The organism is Paraburkholderia sp. GAS41, assembly GCF_050436545.1.
GTDB lineage: Bacteria > Pseudomonadota > Gammaproteobacteria > Burkholderiales > Burkholderiaceae > Paraburkholderia.
This window is the reverse complement of record NZ_JBNDMK010000006.1, coordinates 129,524-147,226: the sequence shown is the minus strand read 5'-3', so window position 1 is coordinate 147,226 and position 17,703 is coordinate 129,524. Positions and strand designations below refer to the sequence as shown.

The 17,703-nt window shown below is 63.5% G+C and carries 12 protein-coding genes; 3 read left to right on the top strand and 9 right to left on the bottom strand.

All coding sequences use genetic code 11. The features are described from left to right. Positions 1-29: 29 nt before the first annotated feature. Positions 30-1,607: an FAD-binding protein gene (locus P3T43_RS11490; RefSeq protein WP_429281159.1), complete on the top strand. Its 1,578-nt coding sequence runs from the start codon at positions 30-32 to the stop codon at positions 1,605-1,607. Positions 1,608-1,685: 78 nt separating this feature from the next. After that, positions 1,686-2,102 carry a hypothetical protein gene (locus P3T43_RS11485; protein ID WP_429281158.1) on the top strand — a complete coding sequence of 139 codons (417 nt, stop codon included), beginning with the start codon at positions 1,686-1,688 and terminating at the stop codon, positions 2,100-2,102. 8 nt (positions 2,103-2,110) lie between these two features. On the opposite strand, the gene P3T43_RS11480 is transcribed toward P3T43_RS11485, so the two are convergent. From P3T43_RS11480 to P3T43_RS11440, 9 genes are all read right to left on the bottom strand, one after another. Then, positions 2,111-3,109 carry a DUF1571 domain-containing protein gene (locus tag P3T43_RS11480; RefSeq protein WP_429281157.1) on the bottom strand — a complete coding sequence of 333 codons (999 nt, stop codon included), beginning with the start codon at positions 3,107-3,109 and terminating at the stop codon, positions 2,111-2,113. Between the two features lie 78 nt (positions 3,110-3,187). Continuing rightward, a complete protein-coding gene (locus P3T43_RS11475) occupies positions 3,188-4,957 on the bottom strand; it encodes an AMP-binding protein (protein ID WP_429281156.1) in 1,770 nt (589 codons plus the stop codon). 93 nt (positions 4,958-5,050) lie between these two features. Next, the gene (locus tag P3T43_RS11470) at positions 5,051-6,352 is read right to left on the bottom strand and encodes an acetyl-CoA C-acetyltransferase (RefSeq protein ID WP_429281155.1); all 1,302 of its coding nucleotides are present in this window, start codon (positions 6,350-6,352) and stop codon (positions 5,051-5,053) included. Positions 6,353-6,453: 101 nt separating this feature from the next. Beyond that, complete coding sequence (locus P3T43_RS11465; protein WP_429281154.1) at positions 6,454-7,395, bottom strand: MaoC family dehydratase; 942 nt, start codon at positions 7,393-7,395, stop codon at positions 6,454-6,456. Positions 7,396-7,397: 2 nt separating this feature from the next. Next, entirely contained in the window at positions 7,398-8,810 is a 1,413-nt protein-coding gene (locus P3T43_RS11460) for a 3-oxoacyl-ACP reductase (RefSeq protein WP_429281153.1), read from the bottom strand. A 67-nt stretch (positions 8,811-8,877) separates the two neighbouring features. Then, positions 8,878-11,376 carry an acyl-CoA dehydrogenase gene (locus P3T43_RS11455; RefSeq protein ID WP_429281152.1) on the bottom strand — a complete coding sequence of 833 codons (2,499 nt, stop codon included), beginning with the start codon at positions 11,374-11,376 and terminating at the stop codon, positions 8,878-8,880. A 148-nt stretch (positions 11,377-11,524) separates the two neighbouring features. Further along, entirely contained in the window at positions 11,525-12,415 is an 891-nt protein-coding gene (locus P3T43_RS11450) for a TetR/AcrR family transcriptional regulator (protein WP_429281151.1), read from the bottom strand. Positions 12,416-12,730: 315 nt separating this feature from the next. Then, the gene (locus P3T43_RS11445; RefSeq protein ID WP_429281150.1) at positions 12,731-13,948 is read right to left on the bottom strand and encodes an MFS transporter; all 1,218 of its coding nucleotides are present in this window, start codon (positions 13,946-13,948) and stop codon (positions 12,731-12,733) included. A gap of 245 nt (positions 13,949-14,193) precedes the next feature. Continuing rightward, positions 14,194-15,756 (bottom strand): hypothetical protein, encoded by a 1,563-nt coding sequence (locus P3T43_RS11440; RefSeq protein WP_429281149.1) that lies wholly within the window; start codon positions 15,754-15,756, stop codon positions 14,194-14,196. Positions 15,757-16,293: 537 nt separating this feature from the next. Here P3T43_RS11440 and P3T43_RS11435 point away from each other — a divergent pair. Continuing rightward, the gene (locus tag P3T43_RS11435) at positions 16,294-17,670 is read left to right on the top strand and encodes a chloride channel protein (protein WP_429281148.1); all 1,377 of its coding nucleotides are present in this window, start codon (positions 16,294-16,296) and stop codon (positions 17,668-17,670) included. Positions 17,671-17,703: the final 33 nt, after the last annotated feature.

The following is a 17,703-nucleotide window of genomic DNA, read 5'->3' as shown; positions in this document are numbered from 1 at the left end:
GACCTGGCTGAGCAGTCAAAGGAGCGGTCTTGACACGTATTTTGCCGCCGAACGTTTTAGAGGCGCAGTTCGACCGGGCGCTCGCCGCATGGCGTGCGATTGTGGGGGAGCCGCATGTGGTGTCGTCCGGCACCGATCTCGCCTCCTACCGCGATCCGTTCGCGCCGGGCGAGGCGGCCGCGTTCGCCGCATCCGCCGCAGTGCGGCCGGATTCGGTGGACGCCGTGCGCGCCGTGTTGCGCGTCGCCACGCAGTATCGCATTCCGCTCTGGACCGTCTCCACCGGCCGTAACTTCGCGTATGGCGGCGCGGCGCCGCGTCTGACGGGTTCGGTCGTGCTCGACCTGCAGCGCATGAACCGCATTATCGAAGTCAACGAAACGCTGGCTTATGCGCTGCTCGAACCCGGCGTCAGCTACTTCGACCTGTACGCGTATCTGCGCAACAACGGCCATCGGTTGTGGGTCGATCCACCGGCGGCCGGCTGGGGCAGTGTGGTCGGCAATACGCTCGAACGCGGCTTCGGCTACACGTCTTACGGCGACCATGCCGCCAACCAGTGCGGCATGGAAGTCGTGCTGGCCAACGGCGACATCGTGCGGACGGGCATGGGCGGCATCGAGATCGGCACGGCATGGCAGACGTTCCAGCCGGGCTATGGCCCGTCGTTCGATGCGATGTTCATGCAGTCCAACTACGGTGTGGTGACGAAGCTGGGCGTGTGGTTGATGCCGGCGCCGCCGGCGTATCGGCTCGGTGAAATCCAGTTTCGTCATGAACAGGATCTGGAAGCGATCGTCGAGATTCTGCGGCCGCTGCGGCTCGACGAAACGATCCGCAACAACGCCGTGATCGAAGGCGGCTTGCGCCGCGCAGCCGGACTGGGTCCGCGGTCGCAATGGTACCAGGGGACGGGTCCCATGCCGGAAAGCGCGATTGACGCGATGCTCAGGAAGCTCGACGTGGGCCGCTGGAATCTGCATTTCGCGCTATACGGCACGCCCGAGGTGATCGACGCGCGCTACGCGATCGTGCAGCGCGCGTTCGCGCAGGTGCCGCAGGCGAAGATGATTGCGCATCTGTATCGCGGCGACGAGCAGCCGACCGGCGGCGGCGACCGCAACATGGCTGGCATTCCTGCCATGAGCGCGTTCCGGATGCTCGACTGGCGCGGCGGCGCGGGCGCGCACGTGGATTTTTCGCCGGTGTGCCCAGCCACCGGGCGCGATGCGATGCGCCAGTACACCATGGCGAAGGCCCGCGCGGCCGAATACGGCTTCGATTACTACGGCGGTTTCACAGCCGGCACGCGTCATCTGAACCATATCGTTGCGATCATTTTCGATCGCGACAATGCCCTGCAGGCGGATCGGGCGGGCGACCTGCTACGCGTGCTGATGAGCGATGCGCGTGCGGCCGGCTACGGCGAGTACCGGTCGCATCTGGCCTACATGGATCTGGCCGCCGCGCAGTACAGTTTCAACGACGGCGCCCTGTTGCGCCTGTCGGAGGCGATCAAGGATACGCTCGACCCAGCCGGCATTTTGTCGCCGGGTAAGCAGGGTGTATGGCCGGCGGCGTGGCGCACACGGCGCGGTTATACATGAGGCGGCGCGGCGCGCATGTCTGGTACACGGAAGGTGTGAACGTAGATCACGCGAGATTTGCAAAAACCGGATGAAGCCATGGACAGACGTGCTTTCATGATGACCGGTGCATGGCTTTCGGCGGCGGGCGGCACATTGCCGTGGATCGCGCACGTCGGCGCGGCGCGCCATACGATTGCGCTGGTGGATGCGAGTCTCGCGGGAGGGCGCGCGTTCTCTCGCGAGGTCACGCGCCAAGGCATTTCGGTGTTCGAAATAAACCACGAGAGCGGCGACGATATCGGCACGCTGTGGTACACGACGCTCGCGCCGCGCCTTGCCTCCACACGGGGTCTCGTGATCGGCGTCGCGCGTGCTTCGGATTATTTTGTACTCGGCGAACTCGCGCGCTGCTCGACGAAACTAGTCGAACAACGCTGCGAACGCTGCGCGGAACCGTGCGCGCCCGTGGCATTTCTGCTCGGTTCCGGCGCGATGCGTTCGCGTTCACGCTGAGCACCTATTCAGAACTTGTAGGCCGGGTTTTTCGGATCGAAGACCGCATCGTCGAGGGGTTTCGGCGTGATGCTTTCGAACACGATTCGCTCGAAGATTTTCCCGTCATTGGCATACGACTCGACCGTGCGGAAATACGGATGCCGTAAATCGAGTCCAAGCGTTTCCTTCTTCGCATAGAACTGCGGCTGACCGATCGGCGTCTCGTACGTGAAGGTGACGACCCGCACGCCTTCGATAGTCTGCACACCGATCTGGGTGGAACGGGGCACGCCCGCTTCGACGTATTTCTTGCCCTCGGCCAGATACTGGTTAGTGATGTACCCGGTGCCGAGGTCGCGCACCTGGTGATTCGATTGCGCACGCGCCAGCGCGCCGGTCGTCGAGGTCCAGAGCGGCACGACGCCGAGCACACCGCCCAGGTGCCCATACATTTCGTCGCTGCGTCTGGACTCGTCGTAGATGATTTCCTGGCCCGCGTGCGTCCCATCGGGCAGCCATTTTGCGTAGATGCGCAGCGGATCGTGCGCGATGCGTACCAGCATGTGATCCGGCTTGTCCGGCCACTCGCCCTTGATACGCTCCCAGCGCGACATCCTGAACTCATACGAGGGGTAACCGTTCGGTCCCTCCTGGATATAGCGCGGCAGCGTGAGCGGATCGAGCGACTGGAACAGGGCGGCGAGCTGCGCGTCGTCGAGTTTCTCCAGCGCACCGCTTTGCTGGGCCTGGCGCAGCCAGTGCATCTGCTGGTCGAGAGTCAGCTTGCCCGCCTGCGTCGGTGGCACGGAGGGCGCCTGCACGGCGCTGGCGGCCGCGGCGTCGGCAGCGGTATCGGCCGCCGTGTCCGTGGCGGACGGCGGCGTGGCGGATTGCGCCAACGCCAGTGCCGACGCACAGGCGAAAACCGTACCGGCAAGCGAGCGTCGCAGCAGCGGCCCGAGGAGATGCAGATTGCGCGTCAAACCCGGCGCAGGTTGCAAACGCGTGAACAGATGATGCTTCATTCATTGCCCTCCAGATCCAGGGTGAACGGAATCGATCGTAGTCCTGCCGGTCGACGTGTGCTTGAGGTGCATGTTTCGTCAGGCACCTTTTTGTTTGGCGAGTTCCTCGTCGCGCAACGCACGCCGCAGAATTTTTCCGACGTTGGTCTGCGGCAGCTCGTCGCGGAACTCGACCAGCTTCGGCACCTTGTAGCCGGTCAGATTCTTGCGGCAGTGCGCGATGACCTGCTCGGCGGTGAGCGCCGGATTGCGCGAAACGATGTACACCTTGATGCGTTCGCCTTGCGCGGCGTCGGGGATGCCGATCGCCGCCACTTCGCGCACGTCGGGATGCATGGCAATTACGTCTTCGATTTCGTTCGGATAGACGTTGAAGCCCGACACCAGAATCATGTCTTTCTTGCGATCGATGAGCCGCATAAAGCCGCGCGAATCCATCACGCCAATGTCGCCGGTGGCGAGCCAGCCGTCGTCGTCGAAGACCTTGGCGGTTTCGTCGGGACGGTTCCAGTAGCCCTTCATCACCTGCGGGCCCTTGACGCACAGTTCGCCCGCTTCGCCGATATTCGCCCAGCTGCCGTCGTCCTTCCTGAAGCGCACCTGGGTGGACGGTGCGGGCAGCCCGATCGAGCCTTCGAAATCGCGCATGTTCTTCAGGTCCACTGGGTTCATCGACACGATCGGCGAGCATTCCGTCAGCCCATAGCCTTCGATGATCGGTTGCCCCGTGACGGCCTTGAAGCGTTCGGCGACGGCTTTCTGGGTGGCCATGCCGCCCGCCATCGCGAGTTTCAGGTCCGAGAAATCGCGCTTCCTGAACTCGTCGTTTTCGAGGAACGCGTTATACAGCGTATTGACGGCCGTGATGCCGGTGAATTTCTCGTGACGGATGATCATCATCACGCGTTTGGTGTCGCGCGGATTGGCGATCAGGATATTGCGCCCGCCCAGTCCCATGAAGATCATCGCGTTCACGGTGAGCGAATAGATGTGATAAAGCGGCAGCGGCGTGAGCACGGTTTCGATGTCGCCGGTCAACTGCCCTTGCGACCATACTTTCGCCTGCAACAGGTTGGCGATGATGTTCTGGTGCGTGAGCATGGCGCCTTTGGCGACGCCCGTGGTGCCGCCCGTGTATTGCAGAAAGGCCAGATCGCCGCGGCCCGGGCGCACCGGCGTGAGCGGCCGGTTATAGCCGGAGGCGAGCGCGTCGAGCAGTCGCACGGCCTGCGGCAGGCGGTATTTCGGCACCATCTTCTTGACGTGCCGCAGTACGAAATTGAGCATCCGCCCCTTCAGATTCAGCCCATCGGCGAGCAGGTCGCCCAGACCGGTGACGATCACGTTCTGCACACGCGTGCCGGGCATCGCTTCTTCGACGGTCCTGGCGAAGTTCTCGAACACGATGATGGTCTGCGCGCCACTGTCCCTGAGCTGGTGGGCAAGCTCCCGCACGGTATAGAGCGGGTTCACGTTGACCACCACCGCGCCGGCTTTCAGGACACCGAACAGCGCGACCGGATACTGGAAGGTGTTCGGCAACATGATGGCGACGCGCTCGCCCGGCTTGACGCCAATGCTTTGCAGATACGCCGCAAACGCCGTGGCCTTGCGCGCCAGTTCGCCATAGGTCAGGTTGGCGCCGACGCTCACATACGCAACCCGTTCGCGGAACTGCGCGGTGCATTCGTCGAAGAACTGCACGATCGATTCGTACTGCCGCACATCGATTTCGCGCGGCACGTCTGGCGGATACGAGGCGTACCAGATGCCGTCGGTGTTCGGCGCATGCTGCGCCGGTTTAGCCTCGGCCGAGGGAATCGGCGCCGATTGGATAGGCTGGTTCATTGCATGTCTCCTGAAGCGCGATGCTTCTTCTATGTCTATTTATATGCAGCTATGTCGATACCTGGGCGTGGCATAAAAATCCGCAAGCGGCCGCTAGCGTTCGAGTATCGCGACAACGCCCTGGCCGCCCGCTGCGCAGATCGAAATCAGCCCGCGTGCCGTGCCGGCCGGTTTGTCGAGTTGCGCCAGCATTTTCGCCAGACCGGCGACGATACGTCCGCCGGTCGCGGCAAAGGGGTGCCCGGTCGCGAGCGATCCGCCGTTGACATTCAGTTTCGTATGATCGATGGCGCCGAGCGGACCCGCGAGACCGAGTCGCGTGCGGCAATACTCGTCATCCTGCCACGCGTTGAGCGTGCACAGCACCTGAGCGGCGAAGGCCTCGTGAATTTCGTAAAGGTCGAAGTCCTGCAGCGTGAGGCCGGCACGTGCCAGCATGCGTGGCACGGCGTAAGCGGGTGCCATCAGCAGGCCTTCTTTCTTGTCGAAGTAGTCGACGGCCGCCGTCTCCGACCAGCTCAGATACGCGAGCACCGGCAGCCCGTGCGCGGCGGCCCACGCTTCGCTCGCCAGCAGGACGGCGGAGGCGCCGTCGGTCAGCGGCGTGGAGTTGCCCGCGGTCAGTGTGCCGGCGTCGCGGTCGAAGACGGGCCGCAGGCTCGCGAGCTTGTCGAGCGTGAGGTCGGCGCGCAAGTTGTTGTCGCGCGCGAGGCCACGATACGGCGTCATCAGGTCGTTCAGAAAGCCGCGTGTGTACGCATCGGCGAGCTTGCGGTGGCTCTCGTAGGCGAGTTGATCTTGCGCCTCGCGCGCGATGCTCCAGCGCTTGGCCATCAGTTCGCAGTGTGCGCCCATGGAGAGACCGGTGCGCGGTTCGCCGTTGCGCGGCAAAAGCGGCTTGAAGAGCATCCCCGGACGCAGTTTCGTCAGCGCGCCGACGCGCTGGCCGGTGGTCTTGCCGCGATTCGCTTCGAGCAGGATCTTGCGCATCCGCTCGTTGACGGCGATCGGCGCGTCCGAAGTCGTATCGACGCCACCCGCAACACCGGCTTCGATCTGACCGAGGGCGATCTTGTTGGCCACCAGAATGGCGGCTTCGAGACCGGTACCGCAGGCCTGCTGCACGTCATAAGCCGGGGTTTCCTTCGCGAGGGTCGTGGAGAGCACCGACTCGCGCGTCAGGTTGAAGTCGCGCGAATGCTTGATGACCGCGCCCGCCGCCACTTCGCCGAGGCGCTCGCCGTGCAGGTTGAAGCGATCGACGAGTCCTTGCAGCGTGAAGGTCAGCATGTCCTGATTCGAGGCGCTCGCATAGGCGGTGTTCGAACGCGCAAACGGAATCCGGTTGCCGCCGACGATGGCGACGCGCCGCACAGCGGGAAGCGGGTGAGACATGCGTAACTCCTTTCAGGGCGTGGCGATTCGATTGGCTGGGTGTTGCGCTGCGCGCTTCGTCATAAAGGACGACGCGCGCCGGATGCTGAATGAGCGCCCGGTCATAACGTCGTCCATTGAAAACGGCCGCGAAAATGGGGCTTCTCGCCGGCCGCATCGCGTACTTCGAGGTCGCGCGTGGTGGTGGCCGCGATGGCTGCTGCCGCCGTCGCGGGGACGGTGGTCCAAAACGAAGCGTCGCCGGGCAGCAGCATCGGCAGCTTGAACTCGGCGCTGAGGTCCGCCTCGCCGAGCGGCTTGGGCGGTTGCAATGCGGCGGCCGCGCGCGCGAGGGTCCACATGCCGTGGGCAATCGCACGAGGAAAGCCAAACGCCTTGGCGGACAGGGCGGTCAGGTGAATCGGGTTGTAATCGCCGGACGCGTGCGCGTAGTCGCGCCCGAGTTGTGCGGGAAGCTGCCAGCGCGTCACGCGCTGCAAAGCGTCGCGGTCGATTTCAAGCGCGGCTAACGGATCGCCCAGCGGCGCGACGCCGCGCTTCAGGTACACGCTGTCGCCGTCCCAGACCGCTTCGCCGCGCCGATACAGGCGGGTGTGCAGGACGAATGCCTGGCCCTTGTCGTGGCGCAGCAGGGCGCCGAATTCCACCTCGACGCGCAGCGCTTCGTGGCACGCGAGCGGCCGCCGCAGGCGCACGTGATTGGCGAGATGCACGAGCCCGAGTGCCGGCCACGGAAAGGCGGGATCGGTCAGCATCAGCAGATGCAGCGGGAAGGCGAGCAGATGCGGAAACGTCAGCGGGACGCCGTGTTCCGGGATGAAACCGCAGGCGCGCGCATAGCGTTCGATGGCGGCCGGTTCGAGGCGCGCCGCGGGGCGCACGAGGCGCAGCGCGGGCAGCTGCGTGGCGCGGCCGCGCTTCAGGATGCCGGACAAGGCGCGCGCATACAGCTTCGCCGGTGCCGGCAAGGTTTCGATCGTCACGGTTCGCGGGCGCGCCGCGCCGTGCGTCGAGCCGGGACTGGGATCGGAGGGCGCGCCCATGCTCATGCTCCGATCAGGCTCTGGCCGCACACCCGCACCACCTGACCGGTGATGCCCGCGCAACCGGGATGCGTGAGCCACGCAATGGTCTGGGCCACATCCACCGGCTGGCCGCCCTGACTCATCGAATTCATGCGACGGCCGGCTTCACGGATCGTCAGCGGAATCTTCGCGGTCATCTGGGTTTCGATGAAACCCGGCGCCACGGCATTGATCGTGATGCGCCGTGCGGCGAGCTGGGCCGCCATGCTCTGCACGCGGCCGATCACGCCGGCCTTCGAGGTCGCGTAATTGGTCTGGCCCATGTTGCCGGCAATGCCGCTGATCGACGACACGCTGACGATGCGGCCGCCGTCACGCAGCGTCCCGGCGGCGAGCAACGCATCGTCGAGGCGTTCCTGCGCGGACAGATTGATGTCGAGCACGCTGTGCCACGCCGCTTCCGTCATCCGCGCAATGGTCTTGTCCTTCGTGATGCCGGCGTTGTGCACGACGATGTCGACGCCGGATTCGTCGAGTGCTGCGGCGATCTGCGCAGGCGTTTCGGCGGCGGCGATATCGAAGGCGAGGGCGGTGCCGGAGAGCGGCCGGAGGGTGGCCTCCAGCGCCTCGCGCGCAGACGGGATATCGATACCGATCACATGCGCGCCTTCGGCTGCGAGCGCGTTGGCGATAGCCGCGCCGATGCCGCGCGCCGCACCGGTCACGAGCGCGCGTTTGCCGCCGAGCGGCTGGGACCAGGCGAAGGTGGCCGCGGCGGGGGCAGCGGGCGCAGCGGCGATCCGCACCACCTGGCCCGATACATAGGCCGAGCGCGGCGACAGAAAAAAGCGCAGGGTCGCTTCAGCCTCATGTTCCGCGCCTTGCGCGACGTACAGCAGATTCGCCGTGATACCGCGCCGCGCTTCCTTGCCGAGCGAACGCGTGAGCCCTTCGAGCGCGCGCTGCGCCGTCCATTGACGCGGACTCGCGCACGCTTCGGGCGGCCGGCCCAGCACGACGATTCGCCCGCATGTGTCGAGCGAGCGCAAGGTGTCGTGAAAGAACGCAAAGACGCTATCGAGCTGGCTACTGTCCTGGATACCGCTCGCGTCGAACAGCAAGGCAGCGACTCTTCCATGCGGCCCCGCTTCGGCCGGCTCGAAGCGTCCCGTCATCAAACCGTGGCGCGTCGCGAGCGGTATCCAGAGTCCCGCGCTTTCATGCGCGACGCTGGTGAAGCCGCTGCGCGCGATCACACCCGCGAGCGCGTCGAGCAGATGCGGCTCGCGCCCCGCACCGATCGCAACGAGCCCGTCGAATTCGGGCCGGTCCGCGCGCTGGCGGCGCAATACCTCCGGCTTCGGCAAGCCGATGGAGCGCACGAGACGCGCACCGAATGGCGAGTTGACGAAGTTCAGGTAAGTGTCTTTCATCTTGCGTTGCTCCGCTGGCCAGTCGGGTTTGCTTCACGGGTTGATATCAGTGTGCATGGCGCGACGCTCAGGCCGCAAGTTGCAGCGCTTTTTCGAGCGCTTCCTTGCGCCGTTGCAGGCCTTCGAGCATGCCGAAGTCGGCGGCGAAATCGTCCACCTTCACGACCTCGGCGCCATAACGCGCGTACTCGTCGAGCACCTGGTGCTCGGCGGCGTCGATGAAGCCTTGCTGTTGCGCGGCGTCGGTCCATGCGGCGAGATGCGCGAGGCTTTGCGGCATCGGCGTGAGCAAGCCTTGCTTGACCGCGGCGCGCAGTTTCTGGTCGATGGCTTCGATTTGCGGATTCAGCGCGAACAACAGTTCGCCGTAGCCGAGCGGATCGACATCGGGGTGCGGCACATACGAGTCGGACACGAGCCGCTCGCGCGCGGCCCCGGGCGTTTGCATCAACTCGGCGATCGCCGTGCCGAGGCTGTCCGCGGGCGCGCGATGCGGCAAACCGAACGGAAAGGCGAGCACGCGCACGAGGCCCGCCGCGACACGGTTGGGATAGTTGACGAGCACGCCGTCGATGGCCTCCTGCGCCTGGTGCAAGGCATCCTCGACACCCCAGCGCACCAGCGGCAGATCGCTTTCCTCGCGGCCTTCGTCTTCGAAGCGCTTGAGCGTCGCGGAGATCAGGTAGAGCTGCGAGAGCACGTCGCCCAGGCGCGCGGAAATCCGCTCGCGCCGTTTCAGATCGCCGCCGAGCACGAACATCGACACGTCGGCGAGCAGCGCGAACACGGTGGCCATGCGCGTTGCCGCGCGATAGTAGGGCAGCAGCGGCGCGTATGCACGCTGTGGCTTGCGGATGAACGCGCCGGCCGTGACGCCGTAGACGAAGCTGCGCACGACGTTCGACAGCGTGAAGCTGACGTGGCCGAAGAAGGCTTCGTCGAAATCGCGCAACGCTTTGCCGGCCTCGGTTTCACGCGTCGCGGCCATTTCCCTGAGTACATACGGATGACAACGGATCGCGCCCTGGCCGAAGATAATCAGGCAGCGGGTCAGAATGTTGGCGCCTTCGACGGTGATCGCAATCGGCACCTGCTGATAGGCGCGCGCGAGAAAGTTCGACGGTCCCATGCAGATGCCCTTGCCGGCCGCGACGTCCATGCCGTCGTTGATGATCTTTCGGGCCCGCTCGGTGATGTGATATTTCGCGATCGCGGAAATGACCGAGGGCTTTTCGCCGAGATCGACCGCATGCGCGGAGAGCCGCCGCGCTGCATCCATCACATACAGGTTGCCGCCCATGCGGCCCAACGCTTCCTGCACGCCTTCGAACTTGCCGACGGCGGTGCGGAACTGGCGGCGCACCGCGGCATACGCGCCGGTGCCGCGCACGGCGATCTTCGCCATCCCCACGTTCGACGACGGCAGTGAAATGGCCCGCCCGGCGGCCAGACACTCCATCAGCATGCGCCAGCCGTTGCCCACTTGCGCGCGTCCGCCGATCACCCAGTCGAGCGGGATGAACACGTCCTTGCCGGAATTCGGGCCGTTCTGGAACACGGCATTGAGCGGCCAGTGACGGCGGCCGATGTTCACGCCGGGGTGCGAGGTGGGAATCAGCGCGCAGGTAATGCCGGGTTCGTCCGCCAGGCCGAGCAGATGCTCGGGATCGAGCGCGCGAAACGCGAGACCCAGGACGGTCGCAATCGGTCCGAGCGTGATGTAGCGCTTGTCCCACGTCACGCGAAAGCCGAGCGTCTCGCGGCCTTCGAAGCTGCCCTTGCAGACGATGCCAACGTCGGGAATAGCCGCGGCGTCCGACCCAGCATACGGGCTCGTCAACGCGAAGCAGGGAATGTCGACGCCGCGAGCGAGACGAGGCAGATAGTAGTTCTTCTGTTCTTCGGTGCCGTAATGCATCAGCAGTTCCGCGGGGCCGAGCGAGTTCGGCACCATCACCGAAACCGCCGCCGCCGAGCAGCGCGTGGCGAGCTTCATGATGACCTGCGAATGCGCGTAGGCGGAGAACTGCTTGCCGCCGTATTGCTTCGGAATGATCATGCCGAGAAAGCCGCGCTCCTTGATGTACTGCCACGCCTGCGGCGACAGATCCTGCCAGATGGCGGTGGTTTCCCAGTCGTTGGCGAGGTCGCACAGGTGCTGGCATTCGACGTCGAGAAACGACTGTTCTTCCGCCGTGAGTCTCGCCGGGCCGTGCGCAAGCAAGGTGTCCCAGTGCGGGCGTCCGGAGAACAGGGCGGCGTCCCACCAGACCGTGCCGGCTTCGATGGCGTCGCGCTCGGTGGGCGACATGTCAGGCAGGATCTTGCGGAAGATCTCGAGTACCGGCTTCGACAGCCACGCGCGGCGCAAAGGTTTCACTGTCAGCACGAGCGCCGGCAGCACGAACACGATTGCGAGTACGGCAGTGGCGAGCGGGCCCGCTGCGCCGCCCAGATGCGCAAGCGCGACCCAGACGATCAGGAAGGCCAGCCACCATGAGGCGCGTGCCTGGCAATAAACGAGCGCCGCAGCGACGACGACCAGTACTAAGAAGAACCACGGCATGACGTTTCCTCCTGTTCTTATCTTATGGTGCGCGCGGACGCTTCCGCAGGATGCGGAAGGCTCGCTTGAGTGCTTTGACAGCACATGCGGTGCCCGCTGCGCCGCGGCGCCTGGGCGGCAACTTCTGAGCCGCCCAGAGCCGCCCTGGTCAGGCTGCGCCGTGTGCGAGATGTCGCAATGAACCCAGGCCGTTGCCAATGCCGCCGTGGCGGTCCGGCTCCGGCTCTGTCTCCGGCTCATGGGACGACGCCGACGCTGCGCCGGGTTCGGCGGCAGCGCTGGCGAGCGGGCCAGTGAGGCTGCCGCAGCCGCTCGCCTGATCCTCCGCGGGACTGTCGGCGGCATCGCCTAGCACGGAGGCGAAGGCCGCCAGCTGGCTGGCATCGGGCAGGGGGGCCTTGAGCGCGGCCACCATCAGCGAGGCGAGGCGGGCGATCAGTTGCAGATCGTTCATGGACTTGCCCTGCGAGAACTCCGAGATCAGGCTGTCGGTGTCCGTGCCGGCCAGCACGCCGGACAACGCGCCGATGGCGAAGTGCAGGCGCCAGCCGAGTTCGTCGCGCGGCAGGTGCGGCAGTGCGCGCTGAAACGCCTCGAAGAAACGCACCGCCACGGTGGCGTAATGGGCGTTCAGGAAGTCGCGAATGAACGACGAGGGATCGGTGTAAGCGCGTCCTAGCAGCCGCAGGAACGCTTTGCCACCCACCCGTGGCTCGCGCGAGAGGCGCAAGGCTGGAATGAACATCGCGCCGAGCACGTGTTCGCAAGTGAGGCGCGGACCGAGCATGATGTCGAAGCGCTCGAGCAGCTTGACCCGTTCCTGGTTGAGATGGTCGAGGCGCCGCGAGAGCATCGCGTGAATCAGCGCTTCCTTGCTGCCGAAGTGATAGTTGACCGCTGCGAGATTGACCTCGGCACGCGAGGTGATCTGGCGCAGCGACATGGCCTCATAGCCGCATTCAATAAAGAGCGCTTCTGCGGCGTCGAGGATGCGTGATTTCGTGTCGCCGGTATGCCGGCCTGTCGTGCGAACTGCCATGTTGCGTCTCCCTGTGCCGGTCGCCCGGCCGCAAACAAGCGATTCAAGTGCGCATTTGAAACATGCGTTTTTTTCAGGATAAGAAGGTTCGGGTTCATCGGGCAAGGATTGTGTGTGGATGGACTCCTCTAAAAGGTCACCGCTGCGGTGCGTCGAGCCGCATCAAGCGACGATTGCGGCGGCGAATAAAAAAGGCCGTTCCGATCTGAATCGGAACGGCCTCGTCATACTGCCTGGCGTGGCGGCCTGGGGCCGCCTGGTTATGTATTACAGTGTTTCGGGTGTGGCTTTGCGCTGCTGTGCGATACGGGCATTTTAAACCGCCGCGACCGCTTTGGCTGATTGTGTCATATCTATGCCTCGGCGTTCACGGCTAAACGGTATCAGTACCGCAATAACCACAGCGACGATGCCGATGACCACGGCCATCACCAGCGCGTAGTTGTTGCCATGCTGCTCGGCGAGGCCCGCTTGCATCGGCGCGTTGACCGAGGAAAGCAGGTTGCCGAGCTGGTAGACGAGACCCGGGAAGGTCGCGCGGATTTCGTCCGGCGAGATTTCGTTCAGATGAACCGGAATCACGCCCCATGCGCCTTGCACTGAGATCTGCATCAGGAATGCGCCGACCGCGAGCAGCACCGGTGTGCTCGAAAACGCCCACAGCGGCAATACCGGCAGGGCGATCAGCGCGGCGATGAAGATGGCGCGCTTACGGCCGATCTTTTCGGAGAGGAAGCCGAAGAACAGGCCGCCGCAGATGGCGCCGATATTCAGCACGATGGTGATGATGGAGACGGTGTGCGGGTCGAAGTGATGCTGCTCACGCAAGAAGGTCGGATACAGATCCTGCGAACCGTGCGAGAAAAAATTGAAGGCGGTCATCAGGATGATCGCGTAGATTGACAATGTGACGTTCTTCTTCAGCGTGGCAAGCAGTCCGGGCCGGGCACGCTTTTCCAGCGTCTTGAAGGCCGGCGACTCCGGCACGTGCGCGCGCACGTAGAGGACCAGCAGCGCGGGCAGCACGCCCACCATAAACATGCCGCGCCAGCCGATGTACTGATACAGCACGCCGAACACGACCGAGGCAAGCAGATAGCCACTCGGGTAGCCCGCTTGCAGGAGACCGGAGACGATGCCGCGCGACTTGGCCGGCACGGTTTCCATGGTCAGTGCGCCGCCGACGCCCCATTCGCCGCCCATGGCGATACCGAACAGCGCGCGCAGCACGAGCAGCGTGGTGAGATTGGGCGAGAAACCGGACAACAGTTCGAGCAGCGAATAGCACGCGATGTTGACCATCAGCGTGGGGCGGCGGCCGAATTTATCGGCGAGCCAGCCAAAGATGAGCGCGCCGACCGGGCGCATCATGAGACTCAGTGTGATCCCGAAGGCGACCGTCTTGACGTCGGTACCGAACTCGCTGGCGATATCTTTCAGTATGAACACCATTAGAAAGAAATCGAATGCGTCGAGGGTCCATCCCAGGTACGCCGCGATCGTGACGTTTTTCTGTTCCCGAGTCCAGCTCATGTGTTTTTTCTCCAAGTCTCCGAACAACCCGCGCCTTACGCCGGGCCGCTGTGTGACCCGCGCACCCCGTGGTGCGGGCTCGGGGGGAGTGTACGCCGACCATTAAGCGTCTGCATGCTTGAAATGCGCTTTCTTAGTACATGTCCCTAAGTGCGGGCGGCTTCAGATGCGAAATTGGCTGTCGGAGACGGAGAAAAGGTGATGAAAATCCTGCTGGCGATGGGCTCGGTAGTCGCCCTGCAACGTCATTGTCCGAGATCGATCTCGAAGCCTAAAGGCGCGAGGTTCCTGACGATGGCGTTGACCTGGCTTCCCGACCTGTACACGCAGACGATCATCCCGGTGCGTGCCGCGTTGCTGGCGTCGTTGCATCGATAGACCGACTTGAAGTCAGGGAGAATCTCCAGAAAGCTGTAACCACCGTCCGCGGAATCGGAACGCCGGACGTACACGTCGGGCATGCCGAAGTCGTTGTGGAGGTAATGGTCGAGCAAGACCGGGTAGTTCGGTTTGTTCTTGTTTTTTGCCACGAAGACGTCGTTAAGTCCGACCGTGTCGAAAAACTTCTTTCCCGAAAACGCAGCCAGTTTGCCGGCATCGAGCGAGGCAATACTGATGCCGTCGATCGTGCTCAATTGCTTGCCGATATCCGCGAAGTCGGTATGGTCGACCCTCAGCATTTGGGCTTCTTTCTTCCCGGCGACCAGATCGGTGGTATTGCCGATGGCGAGAAGAATCCCAATCGAAAAGATCAGGATATAGGCGCGCCTGGCAGGCACACCGAATTTAACAATCAGTTCGAAACAATGGGCGATGGCAAACGACATGCCGATCAATAGAGGCAACTGAAAGCGGTAAGCCACGTCCATGATGGGCAGCACGGAAAACAGATAGGCAAAATAAACCGCGCAGGCCACATACACCGGTACATATTTCTTCGATTCCCTGAAATCGAGCGCGAGCATGGGAAACAGCGCCAGCAGGATCAACGGCAGGAGATAGCTCAGAAACGCCAGTTGAGCACCGAGAATGTAGTTGTACTGGGATCGCGGCAAGCGGCCGAGCAACAGATCGGTGAGGGGCAACTTCAGGCTGGCCGACAGCGGCAACGAGGTGCCGGTGACGATTTTCGCCAGCAATAAAGAGAATGCAACGGAAACGAATGCGCCCAATAGCAGCGCGACCCAATTCCTGGCACGCGAACCCATGCCGTCGGAATTCAATGCGAATGCGGTCGCAAAGAGTGCAATGGGAAAGAGCGGTAAATCAGGCCTGATAAGAATAGTAAAACCGGAGAACAGACCGAGCCAGATTGCCGCTTTCAATGAGCCCCGGCAGAATTGCAAAAAATAAATGGAAAGGGCGACAAAAAAGAGCGTAATGGATGTTTCAAGTCCATTACCTGAAGTTCTCGTAAAGTACGGGCTGGAAATGATCGGAATCAGGACGCAGATTGCCACCCAGCGGTTATTGCGGGTGAAGTTTCGCAATGTTGCGGCGTACACCACCAGCAGCGTCAGGATCGCGAAGATCAGACCGGTGTAGGTATTGACGGGGATGACATTGAAGCGTGTCAGACGCGCGACGAAGGTCACCAGTGTCACCCACGCAATGCCGGTTGTACCCTGAATGGGCGCGGAGTTGCGGTTCCATTCGAACATGAAGCCGTCCACGCCGTTCTGGGTGTAGCGGTGCATGATGTAGCTATCTTCGAAATCAGCCGGGAAAGGCATGAATGAACAGGTCATCCATAGATAGGTTATCAATGCCAGAAACAATAGTGCATAACTAAGATGTTTCGTTTTCATGTCCAATTCACGCTCGATATTTTGACCTGCGAAATTCGACTCACGTGTCGAATGCCATCTGAGGGATGGGTCAACACTGCACGCCATCTTTGGGCTGACGATTCGGTTTCATTTCGCTTCTCTCGCTCGTTCTTTCATGGCGTGAAGCCCGCGCTGCATCACGCCGATTGCGCTGCCCGCATTGGTTACCGGGAATCTAGCAGCACCGGAACGTCTACTATGTGCGTTGGGCAACGCCGCATAAGGTGCACTGCATAAAAGATGTCGGATATAGGCAATTCGAAAGTCATAAGTGGGGAAAATGGCGGCTATTGCCTTATTGGCGACATATCTTCGTGCAGACGGACGGGCCCGGACCCAGCGCTGCATGAAGGCACGGCGGCCCTCGTAAGCGACCCCGCAACGCATCGCACCGCAGTCGCGCGATGTCTATATATGCAGAACATGCATTAGTCGAGTAGAAAAACCAATTTGCCTCATGATGCTGTGCGCAATAGCATGGCGTACTCCTGCTCATCAGCCTCCGAGCCCGTCATCATGCCGCTCACTACGCCCACCTCAGCGCCCCCTCGGGAGTCAGCGACCCCCGAACACAGCCCGTTCACCGTGTTCGCCGCCGTCACGCTGCTGACCGGCGTCGGCGCGGGTCTGGGCGGCATGCTGCTGGCGCTGCTGCTGCACTGGATCCAGCACGTTGCGTTCGGCTACAGCATCGGCCACGTCATCAGCCACGAGAGCTTTCTGGACGGCGTGAGCGGCGCAAGCCCCGAACGGCGCGTGCAGGCGCTGGTGATCTGCGGTCTCGTCGCCGGCCTGGGCTGGTGGACGCTGTATCGCTTTGGACGGCCGCTCGTCAGCATCAAGAACGCGCTGAAGTCGGACGATCCGCGCATGCCCGTGGTCAGCACGGTGGTGCATGCGGTGCTGCAAATCGTCACCGTCGCACTGGGCTCGCCGCTTGGCCGCGAAGTGGCGCCGCGCGAGATCGGCTCGGTGTGGGCCGGCTGGCTCTCGCATCGGGCGGGGCTGTCGGTCGAGGAGAGCCGGATCATGGTGGCGTGCGGCGCCGGTGCGGGCCTCGCCGCGGTGTACAACGTGCCGCTGGGCGGCGCGGTGTTCGTGCTCGAAGTCTTGCTCGGCACCTTCGGCTGGGCGGCGCTGGTGCCGGCTGTGGCGACCTCGGCGATTGCCGCAGTGGTGGCGTGGATCGGGTTGGGCAACGAGCATCAATACACCGTCGCGCCGTTGCTGCTGAGCGCGCCGCTGCTCGTGTGGTCGGCGCTGTGCGGTCCGATTTTCGGCGTGGCGGCGTGGGGCTTCACGCAGTTGACGGCCCGCGCCCGGGAGCATGCGCCGAAGGACTGGCGCCTGCCAGTGCTCGCGCTGATCAATTTCGCCATCATCGGCACGCTGGCGATTGCGTTTCCGCAGTTGCTGGGCAACGGCAAGGGCCCGGCCGGTCTCTCGTTCAATAGCGAGCTGACCATTGGACTTGCGGGCGTGCTGCTGGTACTCAAGGTGGCGATTACGGCGGGCAGCTTGCGCGCGGGTGCCGAAGGCGGCTTGCTGACGCCTGGCCTCGCCAACGGCGCGCTGCTTGCGATCGTGCTGGGCGGCGTGTGGAATCTGCTCTGGCCGGGGACGTCGTCGGGCGCGTTTGCGATTGTCGGCGCAGCGGCTTTTCTGGCTGCCTCAATGCAGATGCCGCTGACTGCCGTCGTGCTGATCCTCGAATTTACCCGCGTGAGTCACGACTTTCTGATTCCCATTCTGTTTGCGGTGGCAGGATCGGTGTCGACCTTCAAGCTGCTGGCGAAGGTGTGGGCCGCGCGCCGTGTGCCTGGCAGCGGCACGACCGCAGGGGCCGAGCCGGCGGCTGCGGCGCTGGCGCGGACGACTGCAGGTGGAAATTGAGCGGGTAAGTGAGTGAAAGCGTGGGCACTGGCA

Bases quoted from the DNA above. Each gene is read 5' to 3' on its own strand.
- P3T43_RS11465 (WP_429281154.1), bottom strand. From the start codon at position 7,395: ATGGGCGCGCCCTCCGATCCCAGTCCCGGCTCGACGCACGGCGCGGCG.
- P3T43_RS11485 (WP_429281158.1), top strand. From the start codon at position 1,686: ATGGACAGACGTGCTTTCATGATGACCGGTGCATGGCTTTCGGCGGCG.
- P3T43_RS11480 (WP_429281157.1), bottom strand. From the start codon at position 3,109: ATGAAGCATCATCTGTTCACGCGTTTGCAACCTGCGCCGGGTTTGACG.
- P3T43_RS11440 (WP_429281149.1), bottom strand. From the start codon at position 15,756: ATGAAAACGAAACATCTTAGTTATGCACTATTGTTTCTGGCATTGATA.
- P3T43_RS11455 (WP_429281152.1), bottom strand. From the start codon at position 11,376: ATGCCGTGGTTCTTCTTAGTACTGGTCGTCGTCGCTGCGGCGCTCGTT.
- P3T43_RS11475 (WP_429281156.1), bottom strand. From the start codon at position 4,957: ATGAACCAGCCTATCCAATCGGCGCCGATTCCCTCGGCCGAGGCTAAA.
- P3T43_RS11450 (WP_429281151.1), bottom strand. From the start codon at position 12,415: ATGGCAGTTCGCACGACAGGCCGGCATACCGGCGACACGAAATCACGC.
- P3T43_RS11470 (WP_429281155.1), bottom strand. From the start codon at position 6,352: ATGTCTCACCCGCTTCCCGCTGTGCGGCGCGTCGCCATCGTCGGCGGC.
- P3T43_RS11435 (WP_429281148.1), top strand. From the start codon at position 16,294: ATGCCGCTCACTACGCCCACCTCAGCGCCCCCTCGGGAGTCAGCGACC.
- P3T43_RS11460 (WP_429281153.1), bottom strand. From the start codon at position 8,810: ATGAAAGACACTTACCTGAACTTCGTCAACTCGCCATTCGGTGCGCGT.
- P3T43_RS11445 (WP_429281150.1), bottom strand. From the start codon at position 13,948: ATGAGCTGGACTCGGGAACAGAAAAACGTCACGATCGCGGCGTACCTG.